Below are 16289 nucleotides of genomic sequence, written 5' to 3' on the forward strand. Positions count from 1 at the left end.
CGCAAGGCGCTCGCGCACTTGCGCCTTGCGATGCTAGACTTAGATTGAACGAGAGAGCTTCGGCAGAGGACCCCGCATGATTGATCACCGCAATTCCGCCGTTCCCATCGATCCCGTGAAACTCGACCGGCTGGCCGAGGTGGCGGTGAAGGTGGGCCTGGGCTTGCGGCCGGGACAGGATCTGCTCTTGACGGCGCCCGCGATCGCGCTGCCGCTGGTGCGGCGGATCGCCGTGCACGCCTACAAGGCCGGCGCCGGTATCGTGACGCCGATCCTGTCGGATGAGGAGATGACGCTGGCGCGCTACCGCCACGGCCAGGACAACAGCTTCGATCGTGCCGCCAACTGGCTCTATGAGGGCATGGCCAAGGCGTTCTCCGACAACACCGCGCGGCTCGCCATCGTCGGCGACAATCCGATGCTGCTGTCCGGCGAAGATCCTTCCAAGGTGGCGCGCGCCAGCAAGGCCAATTCGATAGCCTATCAGCCGGCGCTGGAAAAAATCGTCAATTTCGACACCAACTGGAACATCATCGCCTATCCGAGCCCGTCATGGGCCAAGCAGGTCTTCCCTGATGATCCCGAGGACATTGCGATCGGCAAGCTGGCAGACGCGATCTTCGCGGCCTCCCGCGTCGACCGCGAGGATGCGATGGGCAATTGGGCGAGCCACAACGCGGTGCTGCGCGAGCGCACCAACTGGCTCAACGGCCAGCGCTTTCGCGCGCTGCAATATTCAGGTCCCGGCATCGACCTCTCCATCGGGCTGGCCGACGGACATGAATGGGAGGGCGGCGCCTCGCTGTCCAAGAACGGCATCAGTTGCAACGCCAATATCCCGACCGAAGAGGTTTTCACAACGCCGCATTGCCGGCGCGTCTTTGGCCATGTCGTGAGCTCGAAGCCGCTGTCCTACCAGGGCACGCTGATCGACAACATCGCGGTGCGCTTCGAGGACGGCAGGATCGTCGACGCAAAGGCCTCGCGCGGCGCGGAGGTGCTGAACAAGGTGCTCGACACCGACGAAGGCGCGCGGCGTCTCGGCGAGGTGGCGCTGGTGCCGCATTCCTCGCCGATCTCGCAGAGCGGGCTGTTGTTCTACAACACGCTGTTCGACGAGAACGCGGCCTCGCACATCGCGCTCGGCCAGTGCTATTCGAAGTGCTTCGTCAACGGCGCGCAGCTGACGCCGCAGCAGATCGCCGCGCAAGGCGGCAACCAGAGCCTGATCCATATCGACTGGATGATCGGTTCTGCCGAGACCGACATCGACGGCATTCTCGCCGACGGCAGCAAGGTGCCGGTGTTCCGCAAGGGCGAGTGGGCGAAGTAGTCCGCCGCTGCTCGTCATGCCCGGGCTTGTCCCGGGCATCCACGTTCTTTGTGCCGCTAGGCGTGGATGGCCGGGACAAGCCCGGCCATGACGATGATGGTGGAAGGTTCAAGCCCCAGCGCTGGCGTCACGCGCTCTCACGCCGCCGCGTTGCGCAGCATCCGGTTGTTGTCGATGCTGAAGCGGTTGAACAGCGTCGTGAACGGGCTGCCGTCGGTGGCCCGCACGATGACGTCGGACGTGGCGACCGCCTCGTAAAGCGCTTCGATGGGATCGTCCGCATCGGGCAGGTCGAGGCTGCCGCGAATTTCCTCGCGGGCCGCGTTGACGTCATCCTCCTGGTCGAGTGTCGCCTCAAGCGCATCCGCCGCGCGCCGCATCTCTGCGAGATCGCCGCCGGCGGAGAATTTGAGGATGTCCAGCCAGTAGGGGTGGGCGACAAAGAGCTGGATGAAGGCCTCGAACGTGCCGGCGATAATTCCTGCGCGGCCCTCCGATGAGACGTAGAGCACATTCCGCGATGGCAGCAGCACGAAGGTGCCGCCGCAGCCGTCGCTGCCGATCTGCCGGGGGTTTTCGACGCCGTCGATGGTGAACCAGGGCTCATCTTCGGTTGCGAAGGAAACATCGAGGCTGCCGAGCCAGGCGACGACCTCGCCTTGGGCTGTCAGAACCTCCGGGGTGAGGGGCATCGGTGCGGGCTCCTTCGCTGGTCACTTTCGCGCACTTTGTCGCACCCCAGAAAAGATGGGTTCATGTGCGCGAATTTGCAGGCAAATCCCGACGTTAACCTCGTCGCGCCTGCAACTTGCGGCTGATTGTCGGCGCCCTGCGTAAGAAAGAATTAAAAACCGGCTACTAGCGTTCCAACATCTTTGGAAACAATCCGGGCCCAGACCCGGCCATACATATTTTATTCCCTGGGGAAGCAGATGTCGCCGTCATTGATTGAAATCAGTAGTTGCAACGTGGATCTCGAGCTGCGGCCGATCGAGCCGTCCTGGATTATCGAAGGCAATCCGGTGTCGCGCTCGCACATCCTGTCGACCAGCGCCGACGGCACCGCCTCGACCATCATCTGGCACTGCACCGAAGGGCGCTTCAACTGGTACTACGACATCGACGAGACGATCATGATCATGGAAGGATCGATCGTGCTCGAAAGCGACGGCATGCCGCCGAAGCGTTACGGCCCGGGCGACGTCATTTTCTTCCGCGACGGCGCGCATGCCAAATGGCATGTCGAAGGCCACGTCAAGAAGATCGCCTTCTGCCGCAAGACCAATCCCGTGATGATCGGATTCCTGATCCGCGTCGTCAACAAGCTCAAGCGGATGTTCGTCTCCGCCGGCGAGCGCCGCCCCGCCTCGCTGTTGGGGGCTGGCTAGAGTTCAAGCATTTTCAAGGACGCTTCCCAGCGGCCACGACGGAAGAGGGGCCGGGACCAACATCCCGGCCCCTCTTCTCGTCATGACGGCAGTTCGAGCCGGTAGACATCGCTCGCCGTCTGCGAGAACAGCGCCGTCTTCTCGGCCTCGCTCAAGGGCGCCGCGATACGCTTGAACGCGTTGAAGATCACCTGGTAGCTGCACTGGCCCTTGTCCGGCGGGAAATTGCTCTCGAACATCGCGCGCTTGGGGCCGAACGCCTCGATGCAGGTCTCGACATAGGGCCGCCAGGCCGCGGCAAGCTCCTCGGATGACGGGGGCTTCGCGCGCAGATGGAAGTCATAGCCGAGCAGGCACATCGCGAGCCCGCCGAGCTTCACCGAGACGTTCTCGCACTTCGCGATCTCCTGGATCGAGGCGCGCCATTGCGGAAACACCTCTTCGCGCCGCCCGGCGAAGCGACCGACGCCGGCCGGGCCGCCGCAATGGTCGAGCACGATCCTGGTGTCGGGAAAGGCGCGCGCGAGCTCGGTCAGCTCGCCGATCTGCGGGTGAAACAGCCAGGCATCGAAGCTCAGGTTCAGCGGTGCGAGGCAGGCAAAGCCTTTGCGGAAAGTAGGATCCCGCAACAACCCCTTCGGCCGATTGGCATACATGCCGGCGACGACAGGGTCTTCGTCCCAGGCCGAGGAATGCCTGATGCCGCGGAAGCGGCCGTTGCCCGCCGCGATCTCGGCTTCCAGCACCGGCTTGGCGGCATCGCCGAGCAACAGGTTCACGTGGCTGACGATGCCGGCGCAGATCGCGGCCGTGCCGTAGCCGCCGCTTGCGCTCATGGCGGCGACGCCGTTGGCGAACTCGACTTCGCCGACCGGCCGGAATGCCTCGGGCCCGTGCGCGCGATACATCGAACGGCAGTCGACATAGACGGTGGCGATGATGTTGTGCCCGGAGGCGATATCGGCCGCCATCTCCTCGATCAGATAGCGCTGCCCGCGATCCCAGAGATGGTGATGAGGATCGACGATCGGCCGCAAGGGATCGATGATCTCCTCCTGATATTGCGCGAGCCAGTCCTCGCGCGGCTCGACGAATAGCCCGCTCGTGTTGGCGGGCACACCGCTTGCAGCCATCGGCATTCGCTCCCTTTATTTTTTGTGGGGGGAGCCTAGCACCTCGTCTTCGCATCCAGCTGCGCGTGCTGCGCAACCGCACCCGTCATCGCGAGCACAGCGGCGCCGTCGTTAGCCCTTGCGCCGCTTCGCCCTCACATCGACCACAAGCCGCCAATCGGCGGCGGCTGCCGGCTTCACTTCGCCGAGCCAATGGAAGGAATCATCGGTAATCTTTGTGAAACTCCAGCGTGTCAGGTCGCCCGCATCGGTCGTACCTTCCTGCACGATGTCCGCGCCGCGCGGGCGGCCGATCTGCTGGCGGAACACGCTACGACCGGGATCGAACCAGGAAATCCGCCATGCGGAAATGGAGGGGTCGTAGACCCGTAGCGTCGTGCCGTACCAATTGCCGGCGATCGGAAACGCCGGCGCAGCCGCTGGGCGAGGGATAATCCAGACATCCTGAACGGCGCGGCCTTCCAGCACCCAGCCGAAATGGATTTCGCCGGGCGCGGTGTGCGTGGTTCCATCGGGGCCATGAGCGGTGATCCCGGCATCCCAGTCGCCGACGAAGCGGCCATAGAGCTGGAGCGCCGCCGCGTGCTCGGGGTTCGGTCCGTCCGCGTACAAAAGTCTGGCAAAGTCTGTCATGTCGATCTCCCGTCGCGAGGAGATCAGCACGACCGAACGGCAATCGACTTGGAGAAAATTGCGCGTCACACGCCGTCGAGGATGATCACCGTCGGCGTCGTCGGCAGCGCGTCCCGCGACATCCGGAAGGAGCGCTCGCTGCGCCGGTCGATCTCGAACTGCCGGCCGATGAGGTGCATGAACTCGTCGAGCGGGGTGGCGAAGCGATGCATCGGCAGCACCACAGAGGCGCGCAGCCGCTTGGTGATCTCGGAGACGCCGTCGAGCGACATGGTGTAGGTGCCGTCGATCGGCACCATCACGATGTCGAGCCGCCCGATCTGGGCGAAATGGGTTTCGTCGAGCTTGTGGTGGAGATGGCCGAGATGGCCGATGCAGAGGCCGGCGACCTCGAAGATGAAGATCGAATTGCCGTCGCGGATCATGTCGGTGCCGGAATCGTCACCGAAATAGCGGCGGATGTCGGTTGTGACGTTGCGGATGAAGGTGTCGCCGATGCGCTCCGACACGACGGCCGGCTTGCCGTCCTCGCCCCAGCCATGCAGCACATGGGGAATGCGCTTGTCGGGAAGTAAAGAGTAGTGGGTGCTGTGCGCCCGGTTCATGGTGACGATATCGGGCAGACGTCCGACCTGGTAGGCGCCGCTGTAGTCGGTCGCGATGCGCAGGCCGCCCGGCGTGTCGATGAAATAGGTGGAATGGCCGGCATAGGTGATCTGGACTTCAGCCGAGCCTGCGGCCTGCCGGAAGGCGGCCGGTATTGCGCGGGGCGCGCCGTTTGCCATCGCCAGGCATTCGCTCCGCTGAGGTGGCTGCTGGGCGAGAGCAGGAGAGAGGAATGCGCCGAACAGCGCCAGAGCCGCTGAAACCAGTCGCCGCATGAATCCGTCCCCGATGACTTCGGAAGAAGTCTAGCGTGCAATGCAGCGCGTGGCCAATAGGCCGCGATCAACAGCGCGTCAGTGTCGCAGCCCTACTCACGGCGTTTAGTTGCGCCTTGGGCTGAACTTCCAGGTGATGGCGATGAGGCCCGCGGTGATCAGGCCGCTGATGAGGCCGGCAAGCGGCAGCGCGAGCAGCAGCGCCGCGCTGGCGGCCCAGCCGATCGAGGAGAAGGCTTCGGCAAAGGTTGCGAGCCGCGACGAGGTCTGGCGGCGGCGGAATTGGCTGCGCCGGGCCTGCACCCGGAACCAGAGCTGGATCGCAGTCGCGGACGCCGCGCTGATGATGACAGCCGCGGCACTGACCGCGGCCTGGAACGGTGAGGCGAAAGCGAGTGCCGCGATCAGCGGGCAGAAGATGGCGGCGATGGCGATCAGCACGACCTCGATCTTGGCGCGGATGACGCTGGACGGCGTCAGCGGTGCGGTCGCAACCAGGTCGGGCGCGTCCTCGCCCGAGATCGTCAGCCAGGCGAGCCCGCCCGCGAGCTGTCCTGCCGCCATCACGATGACGGGTGTGATCAGCGTCAGCGCAGCGGAGCTGTCGGCAAAGTTGCGCCAGAGCAGCAGCGCCGGCGGCACCAGATAGAGCAGCTGCATCAGCGTCTGCGAGATCAGCCAGGGATCGCGCCAGAGCAGCGAAAATTCCTTGCGCCGCAGCGCCTGTTGCCGCGATCCGCCGCGGAACGGGCGCTGTTTCGCGGCCTTGCTGCCGGAGGCGCCGTAAGCGGCGGCATCGATCGCGGTGTCGGCAAAGCGGTGCGAGAACATCGCCATGACGCTGCCGAGCAGCACGAGCCCGAGCGCCAGGAGCAGCAGCAGCGCCTCGCTGTCGCCCATGGTCGCCCGCGCCGGCCACCACCAGATGCTGTCGACGTCGGGCGCGTAGGCGGCGAAGCTGCTCGAGGTCAGGATGGTGAAGCGCGACAGCGTGCCATAGGACATGATCGCGGCGACCTGGAGCGCGATCACGAAGCCGGCGCCGATCATCGCGGCGAGGACCTGGGCGACGAAGCGCGTGCGCGCCGGGCCGATCAGGCGGAACAGCAGGATGGTGACGGCGATCGCGATCGCCGCGGCCGAGAGGCCCATGGCGATGACGACGCCGAACGCCGCAAGCCAGCGCGCGCCGCCGCCGATCACCAGCACGTCGATGAACGGCGTCGAGAACAGCAGCGCCATCACGGTGACGGCCAGTGCGATCGCGGCGATGCGCACCGAGAACAGATTGGCCAGCGTCGCGGGCGAGGACATCATCAGGTCGAGATCGGCGCGGGCGTAAAACACCCGCGTCACCGATTCGATCGCCTGAGACAGCATCAGCGTCCAGGCCAGAAAGATCGTCGCCGAGATCACGATCAGCGAGGATTTGTCGAGCGGCAGCTGCAGGTCGGCGAAACGGCCGATCACAGCCCAGGCCGGTACGTGTAGGAGGGCCGCGAAGAACAGCAGGCCGATCATTGCAGCGCGCGCCCGCTTGCGCCGCCCGCCGGTCATCATGGCGAACCATTCGCGCCAGGCGAGCCGGAGCTCGTGGCGGGCAAACCAGGAGAGCGCGGTTGCCGAGCTCATGCGGCTTCCGGAAGCGTCACCAGCGCGATGAAGAGATCTTCCAGGCTGGTGTCGGCATGGCCGTTCTGCTGGCGCAGCTCGGTCAGCGTGCCCTCGGCGACCAGACGGCCCGAGGCGATCACGCCGATGCGGTCGGCCATGCGTTCGGCCACCTCGAGAATATGCGTGGTCATGATGACCGTGCAGCCGGCGCGGACGCGCTCGCTCAGCAGCCCCTTCACGTGGCGGGCGGAAACGGCGTCGAGGCCGGTCAGCGGTTCGTCGAGGATGATGAGGCGGGGATCGTGCACCAGCGCGCCGGCGAGAGCGACCTTCTGGCGCATGCCCTTGGAAAAGCCTTCGCAGCGTTCGTGCCGGTGCGGCTCGAGCCCGAGCGAGGTCAGTAGGTCCTGCGCGACCGGTTCCGAGGCCGACGGCGCGATGCCCCAGAGCCCGGCGACGAATTCGAGGTACTCAAGCGGCGTCAGCTTGTCGTAGATCATGGGCTCGTCGGAGACCCACGCCATCAGCTGCTTGGCGGCGACGGGATTTGCGAGCGCATCGATGCCGAAGATCGAGACCGCGCCGGCATCGGGCCGCAACAGGCCCGCAACCATGCGCAAAGTGGTGGTCTTGCCGGCGCCGTTGGGGCCGACCAGCGCATAGAATTCGCCGGCGTGAATGGTGAGATCGAGGCTGTCGACCGCCAGACGGTCAAAACGCTTCGTTAACCCCAGGACTTCCAGCGCCGATCTGTCCGGCTTCATGACGGCCACACCATCCGGTTTTGCATCGCTCGCGACCATGATCCCAAGATGTTTCGGCACCGTGAATATACGGCCCCCAAATTCCGCCATCCGGTTGCTACTAATGGCAAGTCACCGTTTGTTGACAGCGCTGGACGGTTCAGGCTGAATTGCTGCCGGGACAAATGGCGCTAACGCGGCGAAACGACCGCGTAGCGACTGGACACAAGATGCAGCAAGGCGGTCGCGAAGAGCCGCTGTTGTATCGGGAGGTTGCGCGGCGATGCTGGATTTCGTTCAGCAGCTGGTCAGCGGTGTTGCGCTCGGTTGCGTCTACGGCCTGATCGCGCTCGGCTTCGTGCTCGTCTACAAGGCCACCGAGGTCGTCAATTTCGCCCAGGGCGATTTGATGATGCTGGGCGGCTTCTTCGCCTTCACCTTCATCGGCATGATGGGACTGAACTACTGGATCGGCTTTGCCGGTGCGGTGGCGGCCATGGCGCTGTTCGGCATGCTGGCGGAGCGCGTGGTGGTGCGGCCGATCCTCGGCTATCCGCAATTCTCCATCATCATGGCCACCATCGGCCTCGGCTATTTCCTGCGCTCGGTCGCCGGGATGATCTGGGGTACCGACGATCTGAAGATCGAGACGCCGTTCAGCCACGGCGTGCTGCGCGTCGGCTCGCTGGTGCTGGCCTATGACAAGCTCTCGGTGATCGCCGCGACGATGATCCTGTGCGCGCTGCTCTGGCTGTTTTTCAACAAGACCACGCTCGGCACCGCGATGCGCGCCAGTTCCGAGAACATGCTGGCGGCCTATTACATGGGCATCCCGGTCAAGCGCGTGGTGTCGGTCGTCTGGGCGATCAGCGCGGCGGTCGCGACCTGCGCCGGCGTGCTGCTGGCGCCGATCACGTTCATCCATTCCAATGTCGGCCTCGTGCTCGGCCTCAAGGCGTTTCCCGCCGCAGTCCTCGGCGGCTTTGGCTCGATCCCCGGCGCGGTCGTCGGCGGCGTGCTGATCGGCGTGATCGAGAGCATGGCCGGCTTCTATCTGGCGGAGGGCTGGAAGGACGTCGCGCCCTATCTCGTGCTGCTCGCCGTACTTCTCTTGAAGCCTGAAGGCCTGTTCGGCCTTCACGTCCGCAAGAAGGTCTGAACGCCATGCGCTTCCTGTTCAAGACCGACTATGAGGACGACATCAAGCTGTTCCCGCATTCCGGCTACGTCGTCTCCTACGGCATCCTGCTCGCGCTGCTGCTGATCGCGCCCTATGTGCTCTCCAGCTATCTGATGAGCCAGCTCGTCTTCGTCTGCATCTACGCGACGGTTGGCGTCGGCCTTCTGATCCTGACCGGTTTTACCGGGCAAGCCTCGCTCGGCCACGCCGCGTTCCTCGCGATCGGCGCTTACACGGCGGCATACTTGCAGAAATATAACGTGCCGTTCCCGGTCTATTTCCTCGCTGCCGGTGCCCTGACCGGGTTGATCGGCGCGATGGTCGGCTTTCCCGCCCTGCGTCTGACCGGCATCTACCTCGTCATCGCCACCATCTCCTTTGCCCTGATCGTCGAGGAGATCCTGGCCCGCTGGGAGAGCGTCACCAACGGCAACGAGGGCATGCGGGTCAAGACCCTGTCGCTGCTCGGCGTCACGGTCCCGCGCGACAGCCCGACTTTCTATTTCCTCTGCCTGGCCGTGCTGGTGTTGACCATCGTCGGCACGCTCAATCTGCTGCGCTCGCCGACGGGGCGCGCCTTCGTCGCGATCCGCGACAGCGAGACCGCGGCGCGCAGCATGGGCGTCAACGTCGCGCTGTACAAGGTGAAGTCCTTTGCGATCTCGGCGGCGATCACCGGCTTTGCCGGCGTGCTGTTCGCGCACAAGCTCTCCTTCATCTCGCCGGAGATGTTCACGCTCCAGCTCTCGATCGAGTTCATCATCGTGATCCTGATCGGCGGCACCTTCAGCCTGCACGGCGCGGTGCTGGGCGCGATCTTCATCGTGATGATCGACCCGTTCCTGACCTATCTGAAGGACGACCTGCCCGGCATCATCGCCGGCATTGCCGCGACGTTCGGGGCGGGTCCGGCGACTGCGGGCAATATCCAGTCGAAAGTCGCGGCGTTCGCCTCGCTCAACGGATTGAAGGGTGCGATCTACGGCATCATCATCGTGCTGTTCGTGCTGTTCGAGCCGTTCGGGCTCTACGGCCGCTGGCTCAAGATCAAGCTCTTCTTCCAGCTGTTTCCGCTCTACAAGCGCGCCACCTTCAAGCGTCAGAAGATCTACGTGAAGTCGGAGCGCAACCGATGAGCTACTTTCGCGCGGAGAACCTGTCGCTGCATTTCGGAGGGCTGAAGGCGGTCGATGCGGTATCCTTCGCGGTCGAGAAGGGCGAGATCCTCTCGATCATCGGACCGAACGGTGCCGGCAAGAGCTCGATCTTCAACCTGATCTCGCGGATCTACCGGCCGACCACGGGCCGCATCTTCTTCGAAGACCAGGACATCACGGAGCAGCCGCCCTACGACATCGCCAGGCTCGGCATCGCGCGAACCTTCCAGAACATCGAGCTGTTCGAGAACGCGACCGTGCTCTCCAACCTCCTGGTCGGCCGCCACCGTCACTCGACCACCCGGCTCTGGCAGGAGCTGCTGTTCCTGCCGAGCGTGCGGGCGAACGAGAAGGTGCATCGCCGCAGGGTCGAGCAGGTGATCGAGTTCCTCGATCTCGAACCCTATCGCGACAAGCTGATCTCCGGCCTGCCCTATGGCGTGCGCAAGGTGATCGAGCTCGCACGCGCGCTGTGCTCGGAGCCGAAACTGATCCTGCTCGACGAGCCGTCCTCCGGCCTGAATGTCGAGGAGACCGGCGACATGTCTTTCTGGATCCGCGACATGAAGAACGAGCTCGGCGTCACCGTGCTGATGGTCGAGCACGACATGTCGCTGGTCAACCGCGTCTCCGATCGCGTCATCGCGCTGAACTATGGCCGGGTGCTGGCGATGGGGTCGCCCGCCGAGGTGCAGCAGCATCCCGATGTCGTCGCCGCGTATCTGGGAGCCTGACGCATGGACGCCGCCGTCACGCCCGACATCATCCTGAAGCTATCCAACATCGAGAGCTATTACGGGCCGATCATGGCGATCCGCGGCATCTCGCTGGAGGTGCCGCGCGGCCGCATCGTCACCCTGCTAGGCGCCAACGGCGCCGGCAAGACCACGGTGCTGAAGACGATCTCGGGCATTCTGGATCCGCAGAAGGGCACGATCGAATTCATGGGCAGGTCGATCCAGCGCATGGAGGCGGACCGGATCGTGCGGCTCGGCCTCAGCCATGTGCCGGAGGGGCGCGAGGTATTCCCGTTCCTCTCGGTGCGCGAGAACCTGATGATGGGGGCGTATCCGCGCCGGGATCGTGATGGCGTCGCGGAGGATCTGGAGCGCGTCTACGGCTATTTCCCGCGGCTGAAGGAGCGCATCAACCAGCCGGCCGGCCAGCTTTCCGGCGGCGAGCAGCAGATGCTCGCGATCGGGCGCGCGCTGATGAACCGGCCGACCTTGCTGCTGCTCGACGAGCCCTCGCTCGGCCTGTCGCCGCTGCTGGTGAAGGAGATTTTCACCATCATCCGCCGCGTCAACGAGGAGCAGGGCATGTCGATCCTGCTGGTCGAGCAGAATGCCAAGGTGGCGCTGGAGACGGCGCATTACGGCTACGTGCTGGAGATCGGCCGCGTCGTGATGAACGACACCTGCGACCGCTTGATGCATTCCCAGGACATTCAGGAATTCTACCTTGGTGCCAAGGAGGCGGGCGCACGAGGCGAGCGGCGCTGGAAAAAGAAGAAGACTTGGCGCTGAAGATTTGGCGCTAGGAGAAGGCGTTAAATGGATTGGCCCATCCGCAACAACAGACCGCCGGCAAGGCAGGCAGCGGAGGGGAGAGCGACAAGGAGGAGACGCGCATGGCCCGACCGGCGGTGCTGACGGTCGCTGATACGATCGCGAAGAGCTTCTTGCGCGCCGCCGAGACGCGGGGCGACAGGCCGGCTATTCGCGAGAAGAAATTCGGCATCTGGCAGCCGACCAGCTGGCGCGAGTGGCTGGAGATCTCGAAGGAGATCGCCTACGCGCTTCGCGCCTCCGGCTTTCTGCCCGGCGACGTCGCCTCCATCATCGCCAATGCCGTGCCGGAATGGGTTCATGCCGACATGGGGATTTTGTGCGCCGGCGGTGTTTCCTCTGGAATCTATCCGACCGATGCATCGTCCCAGGTCGAATATCTGGTCAACGATTCCCGGACCAGGGTGATCTTTGCAGAGGACGAGGAGCAGCTCGACAAGGTGCTCGCCTGCCGCGCGCGCTGTCCGTCCCTGCAAAAGATCATCGTGTTCGACATGGAGGGCCTCAGCGGCTTCTCCGACGACATGGTGATGTCGCTCGACGAGTTCCGTGCGCTCGGCCGCAACCACATGGTCGGCCGCGAGGAGCTGTGGCAGGAGATGATCGACAGCCGCAGCGCGGACGACCTTGTCATCCTCGTCTACACCTCGGGCACCACCGGTCCGCCCAAGGGCGCGATGCACGCGAACCGCAGCGTCACGCATCAGATGCGGCATGCCAACGATTTCATCTCGGCGCGGGAGGACGAAGACCGGCTGATCTTCCTTCCGCTCTGCCACGTCGCCGAGCGGGTCGCCGGCTACTACATCTCGGTCGCACTCGGCTCGGTGATGAATTTCGCCGAGAGCCCGGAGACGGTGCCGGACAATCTGCGCGAGGTGCAGCCGACCGTCTTCTTTGCGGTGCCTCGCGTCTGGGAGAAGTTCTATTCCGCGATCACCATCGCGCTGAAGGACGCGACGCCGCTGCAGCAATGGGTCTATCGCCGCGCCATCAAGGTCGGCTATCGCATGGTCGATTGCCGGATCGAGGGCAGGGCGCCGCCGCTCTCGCTGCGCATCGCCAACGGCATCGCCTACCGGCTCGCGTTCCGCAACATCCGCCGCATGATCGGGCTCGACCGCTGCCGCATCGCGTTCACCGGCGCTGCGCCGATCGCGCCGGAGTTGATCCGCTGGTATCTCGCGCTCGGCATCGACATGCACGAGGTCTACGGCCAGACCGAGAATTGCGGCGTCGCGACCATGATGCCGGCGGAACGCATCAAGTTCGGCTCGGTCGGCACTGCCGTGTCCTGGGGCGAGGTCGCGCTGTCGCCCGATGGCGAGATCCTGATCAAGGGCGACTTCCTGTTCATGGGCTATCTGAATCAGCCCGAGAAGACCGCCGAGACCATCGACCATCGCGGCTGGCTGCACACCGGCGACGTCGGCACCATCGACAACGAAGGCTTTGTCCGCATCACCGACCGGATGAAGGACATCATCATCACCTCCGGCGGAAAGAACGTTACGCCGTCCGAGATCGAGAACCAGCTCAAATTCTCGCCCTACATCTCGGATGCCGTGGTGATCGGCGACAAGCGGCCCTATCTGACCTGCCTCGTGATGATCGACCAGGAGAATGTCGAGAAATTCGCCCAGGACCACGACATCCCCTTCACCAATTATGCGAGCCTGTGCCGCGCGGCGGAGATCCAGGACCTGATCTGGCGCGAGATCGAACGGGTCAACGGCAATTTCGCCCGCGTCGAGACCATCAAGAGATTTTACCTGATCGAGCGCCAGCTGACCCCGGAGGACGAGGAGCTGACGCCGACCATGAAGCTGAAGCGCGGCTTCGTGAACAAGCGCTACGCTGCCGAGATCGAGGCGATGTATCGCCAGCGCGCGGTGGCGTGACGAGCCTGCCAGTTCGAGAAAGCGAAGGAGCTGTGGCCCCCGCCCTTCGCACCATACGGGCCCAAAGGAGAGGAGACGTCAATGTCGAAATCGTTCAGTACGTTCGGCCTTGCTGTGAGCGCCGTGGTGCTCACCTGTCTGCCGGCCGCGGCGCAAACCAAGGTCACCAACGATGGCATCTCGGCATCCGAGATCGTCATCGGCACCCATCAGGACCTGTCGGGGCCGATCAAGGGCTGGGGCGTGCCGGTCTCGAACGGCATGAAGATGGCGGTCGAGGAGATCAACGCGGCGGGCGGTGTCCAGGGCCGCAAGATCAAGCTGGTCGTCGAGGACTCGGGCTACGATCCGAAGAAAGCGGTGCTGGCTTCGCAAAAGCTGATCGAGCGCGACAAGATTTTCGCGATGGTGGGTCCAATGGGATCGCCGACCGTGCTCGCTGCGCAGGATATCTTGCTCGACGCCGGCGTGCTTCAGCTCTTCCCGCTGACGGCGGCCGAGTTCACCTTCAAGTTCGATCCGGCCAAGCCGCAGGAGAGGCTGAAGTTCAACAACCTCCTGCCCTATGTCGAGAGCACGCGCGCAGCGCTCAAATACATGATAGAGGCAAAGAATTTCAAGAAGCCGTGCATCCTGCATCAGGACGACGAGTACGGCAAAAACGTGCTCGACGGCTTCAACCAGCAGCTCACCGCCATGAAGCTGCAGCCGGCCTCGATCACGAGCTACAAGCGCGGCGCCTCCGATTTCAGCGCGCAGGTCGCCAAGATGAAGTCCGACGGTTGCGACCTCGTCGTGCTCGGCGCGGTCCTCCGTGAGCCGATCGGCACGATGGGTGAAGCGAAGAAGCTCGGATGGGACGTCACCTTCCTCGGCGCCACGCCCGTTAACGTGCTCGAAGTGCCGGCGCTCGGCAAGGAAGTGGTGGAAGGCTTGTATTCCGCCTCGAACTTCGAAATTCCCTACGAAGACACCGCGAAGGGAAAGGTGAAGGACTGGCTCGTCAATTACAAGAAGATGTTCAACGCCGACGCCAACACCCAGGCGATCATCGGCTACAATGCGGTGATGACGTTCGCGCATTATGCCAACAAGGCTGGCAAGGATCTCACTGGCCAGAAGATGCTCGACGCGCTGGAGTCCGGCGACAAGTTCCAGGATATCTTTAATTCGCCGCCGACGGTGTTCTCGAAGACCAACCATCTCGCCACCACCGTCACCCAGGTGCAGCAAGTGAAGAACGGCCGCTGGGTGCTGGTGAAGGATAATCTGATGTTTTGATGGCTTCGCTCTTGCGGCGCTGACGGTGCACCCTCTCCCCTTGTGGGAGAGGCTGGCTTCGCGTGAGCGAAGCCGGGTTCGGGGTCTCTATCCTCATGAATGGTCGTGCGAGTGGAGAGAACCCCTCATCCGGCGCGCACGATGTGCGCGCCACCTTCTCCCACAAGGGGAGAAGGAAGAAAGCACGCCACGGGGAGAACCTACGATCCCCCGCCCGCCGTCCCCGAATTCACCGGCGCGAGCTCGTCTTCCCGGCAGCGCCAGCCGTCGGCGGCTTTGACGAAAGCGAAGGTCCGCTGGATTCTCAGGCGGCGCGTGACGTTGAAGGCTTCGCCGGATCGCTCCTTGCTGCCGAGGCCGGGCTGTGGACGGCCCGTCCTGGGGTCCCAGCAGGTGCCGGTGCAGGTGGATGCGACCTTGCTGCACATGGTGAAGGGCGCCAGCACGACCATCTCGATCTCGCCCGTGACCTGCGCCTCCTGGTCGGTCACCTGGCTGTCGAGCGCGTAGACGCGGTTGATGCGGAGGAAATTGCCGCACGAATTGGCGGCGTGAATCCGGGCGGCGCAGAAATCGACGGCATCGGTGTCGGGCGAGAGGGCCGCGACCTGCCGGCCGAACACTTTCTTCGGATCGCCCTTGGCGGCGGCGATCTCCTCGGTCTTGCGCTTCAGATGGTCGGCGAGACAATCTTCCGCGGACGAAAGCTCGGCAAGCGGCACGTTCTCCTTGCCGACGAGATTGCACTTGCGATCGCGCTCCCTCGTCCATCGGCCGTATTCGGCGAAGGCAAAGCGGGCCGCGGTCGGATCCAGCCTGCCGATCAGGCCCAGCACCTGGCTGTTGAGCTCGGTTTCGGTGAGCGCCAGCGACGGGTCCGCGCAGATCAGCGCGCCCGCGGCCGTGTTGGCCGCGAGACAGTCGAAATCGGGATCACGCACGATTGCGGCGCGCTCTTCGGTGACCTTGAGAAGGCACGCCTTCACGCGGTCGAAATCGTCGGTGCGGATCGCGGTCTGGCCGACGATGCCGCAGCCGAGGTTGCGCTGTCGGATCCAAATCGCATTCTCCTCGATCGCGGGCAGGCGATCGGGCAGGCGGGCGAGCCGCGCCTCGATCGCCGTGCCGAGCTTCTCGGCGGCGGCGGCCAGCTCGGCGTCACCGCAGATCAATTGATTGCCGGGATCGCGGATCTGCTGGCAGTTGTTTCGGGCAAATAGCGGCAGCCTGTCGGCGATGGAGCGGTCGGACGGGCCCGATTGCGCGGAGCCTGGTGCCGCCGGCAACACCAGCAGCGCAAGCACAGACAGCACGATGAACCGCATTCCAGTCGCCCCCGCAAAGGCGCCATGCTAGCGCCCCGGATCGCGCGGCGAAACGGCTTTGTGGCGTGACGGTTTACGTGAGACCCGTAGCCCGGATGGAGCGAAGCGTAATCCGGGAGCGGTGCGCGTCGTGAAAGTCCCGGATTTCGCTT

At 64.3% G+C, this 16289-nt stretch carries 15 protein-coding genes; 8 read left to right on the forward strand and 7 right to left on the reverse strand.

Features of this window, described 5'->3' with window-relative positions:
• Positions 1 to 76 precede the first annotated feature (76 nt).
• Positions 77 to 1333, forward strand: a complete 1257-nt coding sequence (locus ACVJ5M_RS07605; RefSeq protein ID WP_063980804.1) for an aminopeptidase — start codon at positions 77 to 79, stop codon at positions 1331 to 1333.
• Positions 1334 to 1470: 137 nt separating this feature from the next.
• Here ACVJ5M_RS07605 and ACVJ5M_RS07610 read toward each other — a convergent pair whose 3' ends face one another.
• Complete coding sequence (locus tag ACVJ5M_RS07610) at positions 1471 to 2025, reverse strand: hypothetical protein (RefSeq protein WP_063980805.1); 555 nt, start codon at positions 2023 to 2025, stop codon at positions 1471 to 1473.
• 240 nt (positions 2026 to 2265) lie between these two features.
• Between ACVJ5M_RS07610 and ACVJ5M_RS07615 the strand changes: the two genes are divergently transcribed.
• Entirely contained in the window at positions 2266 to 2721 is a 456-nt protein-coding gene (locus ACVJ5M_RS07615) for a cupin domain-containing protein (RefSeq protein WP_063980806.1), read from the forward strand.
• Between the two features lie 80 nt (positions 2722 to 2801).
• On the opposite strand, the gene ACVJ5M_RS07620 is transcribed toward ACVJ5M_RS07615, so the two are convergent.
• The 5 genes from ACVJ5M_RS07620 to ACVJ5M_RS07640 form a co-directional block, all read right to left on the reverse strand.
• Positions 2802 to 3854 carry an amidohydrolase family protein gene (locus ACVJ5M_RS07620; protein WP_063980807.1) on the reverse strand — a complete coding sequence of 351 codons (1053 nt, stop codon included), beginning with the start codon at positions 3852 to 3854 and terminating at the stop codon, positions 2802 to 2804.
• Positions 3855 to 3965: 111 nt separating this feature from the next.
• Positions 3966 to 4487 carry a hypothetical protein gene (locus ACVJ5M_RS07625; RefSeq protein ID WP_063986059.1) on the reverse strand — a complete coding sequence of 174 codons (522 nt, stop codon included), beginning with the start codon at positions 4485 to 4487 and terminating at the stop codon, positions 3966 to 3968.
• A 65-nt stretch (positions 4488 to 4552) separates the two neighbouring features.
• Positions 4553 to 5368, reverse strand: a complete 816-nt coding sequence (locus ACVJ5M_RS07630; protein ID WP_063980808.1) for an MBL fold metallo-hydrolase — start codon at positions 5366 to 5368, stop codon at positions 4553 to 4555.
• 105 nt (positions 5369 to 5473) lie between these two features.
• Complete coding sequence (locus ACVJ5M_RS07635; protein ID WP_063980809.1) at positions 5474 to 7000, reverse strand: hypothetical protein; 1527 nt, start codon at positions 6998 to 7000, stop codon at positions 5474 to 5476.
• The gene (locus ACVJ5M_RS07640; RefSeq protein ID WP_063986060.1) at positions 6997 to 7746 is read right to left on the reverse strand and encodes an ABC transporter ATP-binding protein; all 750 of its coding nucleotides are present in this window, start codon (positions 7744 to 7746) and stop codon (positions 6997 to 6999) included. The genes ACVJ5M_RS07635 and ACVJ5M_RS07640 overlap by 4 nt, the downstream gene beginning before the upstream one ends.
• 262 nt (positions 7747 to 8008) lie before the next feature.
• On the opposite strand from ACVJ5M_RS07640, the gene ACVJ5M_RS07645 reads away from it, so the two are divergent.
• From ACVJ5M_RS07645 to ACVJ5M_RS07670, 6 genes are all read left to right on the forward strand, one after another.
• On the forward strand, positions 8009 to 8884 hold the full coding sequence (locus tag ACVJ5M_RS07645) for a branched-chain amino acid ABC transporter permease (RefSeq protein WP_014498442.1): 876 nt from the start codon (positions 8009 to 8011) through the stop codon (positions 8882 to 8884).
• A gap of 5 nt (positions 8885 to 8889) precedes the next feature.
• Positions 8890 to 10041, forward strand: a complete 1152-nt coding sequence (locus tag ACVJ5M_RS07650; protein WP_456679270.1) for a branched-chain amino acid ABC transporter permease — start codon at positions 8890 to 8892, stop codon at positions 10039 to 10041.
• On the forward strand, positions 10038 to 10796 hold the full coding sequence (locus ACVJ5M_RS07655) for an ABC transporter ATP-binding protein (protein WP_063980810.1): 759 nt from the start codon (positions 10038 to 10040) through the stop codon (positions 10794 to 10796). Before ACVJ5M_RS07650 ends, ACVJ5M_RS07655 begins: the two co-directional genes overlap by 4 nt.
• A gap of 3 nt (positions 10797 to 10799) precedes the next feature.
• Positions 10800 to 11588 (forward strand): ABC transporter ATP-binding protein, encoded by a 789-nt coding sequence (locus ACVJ5M_RS07660; RefSeq protein ID WP_063980811.1) that lies wholly within the window; start codon positions 10800 to 10802, stop codon positions 11586 to 11588.
• A 104-nt stretch (positions 11589 to 11692) separates the two neighbouring features.
• Positions 11693 to 13531 (forward strand): AMP-dependent synthetase/ligase, encoded by a 1839-nt coding sequence (locus ACVJ5M_RS07665; protein WP_063986061.1) that lies wholly within the window; start codon positions 11693 to 11695, stop codon positions 13529 to 13531.
• Between the two features lie 81 nt (positions 13532 to 13612).
• On the forward strand, positions 13613 to 14812 hold the full coding sequence (locus tag ACVJ5M_RS07670) for an ABC transporter substrate-binding protein (RefSeq protein ID WP_063980812.1): 1200 nt from the start codon (positions 13613 to 13615) through the stop codon (positions 14810 to 14812).
• A 200-nt stretch (positions 14813 to 15012) separates the two neighbouring features.
• On the opposite strand, the gene ACVJ5M_RS07675 is transcribed toward ACVJ5M_RS07670, so the two are convergent.
• Positions 15013 to 16137, reverse strand: coding sequence for a lysozyme inhibitor LprI family protein (locus tag ACVJ5M_RS07675; protein ID WP_354097747.1), 1125 nt, complete (start codon positions 16135 to 16137; stop codon positions 15013 to 15015).
• Between the last annotated feature and the right edge of the window lie 152 nt (positions 16138 to 16289).

This window comes from Bradyrhizobium sp. S3.7.6 (assembly GCF_054061875.1).

Coding starts and splice junctions, on each gene's coding strand:
- ACVJ5M_RS07630 (WP_063980808.1), bottom strand. CDS start 5,368: ATGCGGCGACTGGTTTCAGCGGCTCTGGCGCTGTTCGGCGCATTCCTC.
- ACVJ5M_RS07640 (WP_063986060.1), bottom strand. CDS start 7,746: ATGAAGCCGGACAGATCGGCGCTGGAAGTCCTGGGGTTAACGAAGCGT.
- ACVJ5M_RS07660 (WP_063980811.1), top strand. CDS start 10,800: ATGGACGCCGCCGTCACGCCCGACATCATCCTGAAGCTATCCAACATC.
- ACVJ5M_RS07610 (WP_063980805.1), bottom strand. CDS start 2,025: ATGCCCCTCACCCCGGAGGTTCTGACAGCCCAAGGCGAGGTCGTCGCC.
- ACVJ5M_RS07615 (WP_063980806.1), top strand. CDS start 2,266: ATGTCGCCGTCATTGATTGAAATCAGTAGTTGCAACGTGGATCTCGAG.
- ACVJ5M_RS07665 (WP_063986061.1), top strand. CDS start 11,693: ATGGCCCGACCGGCGGTGCTGACGGTCGCTGATACGATCGCGAAGAGC.
- ACVJ5M_RS07635 (WP_063980809.1), bottom strand. CDS start 7,000: ATGAGCTCGGCAACCGCGCTCTCCTGGTTTGCCCGCCACGAGCTCCGG.
- ACVJ5M_RS07655 (WP_063980810.1), top strand. CDS start 10,038: ATGAGCTACTTTCGCGCGGAGAACCTGTCGCTGCATTTCGGAGGGCTG.
- ACVJ5M_RS07670 (WP_063980812.1), top strand. CDS start 13,613: ATGTCGAAATCGTTCAGTACGTTCGGCCTTGCTGTGAGCGCCGTGGTG.
- ACVJ5M_RS07650 (WP_456679270.1), top strand. CDS start 8,890: ATGCGCTTCCTGTTCAAGACCGACTATGAGGACGACATCAAGCTGTTC.
- ACVJ5M_RS07605 (WP_063980804.1), top strand. CDS start 77: ATGATTGATCACCGCAATTCCGCCGTTCCCATCGATCCCGTGAAACTC.
- ACVJ5M_RS07625 (WP_063986059.1), bottom strand. CDS start 4,487: ATGACAGACTTTGCCAGACTTTTGTACGCGGACGGACCGAACCCCGAG.
- ACVJ5M_RS07675 (WP_354097747.1), bottom strand. CDS start 16,137: ATGCGGTTCATCGTGCTGTCTGTGCTTGCGCTGCTGGTGTTGCCGGCG.
- ACVJ5M_RS07620 (WP_063980807.1), bottom strand. CDS start 3,854: ATGGCTGCAAGCGGTGTGCCCGCCAACACGAGCGGGCTATTCGTCGAG.
- ACVJ5M_RS07645 (WP_014498442.1), top strand. CDS start 8,009: ATGCTGGATTTCGTTCAGCAGCTGGTCAGCGGTGTTGCGCTCGGTTGC.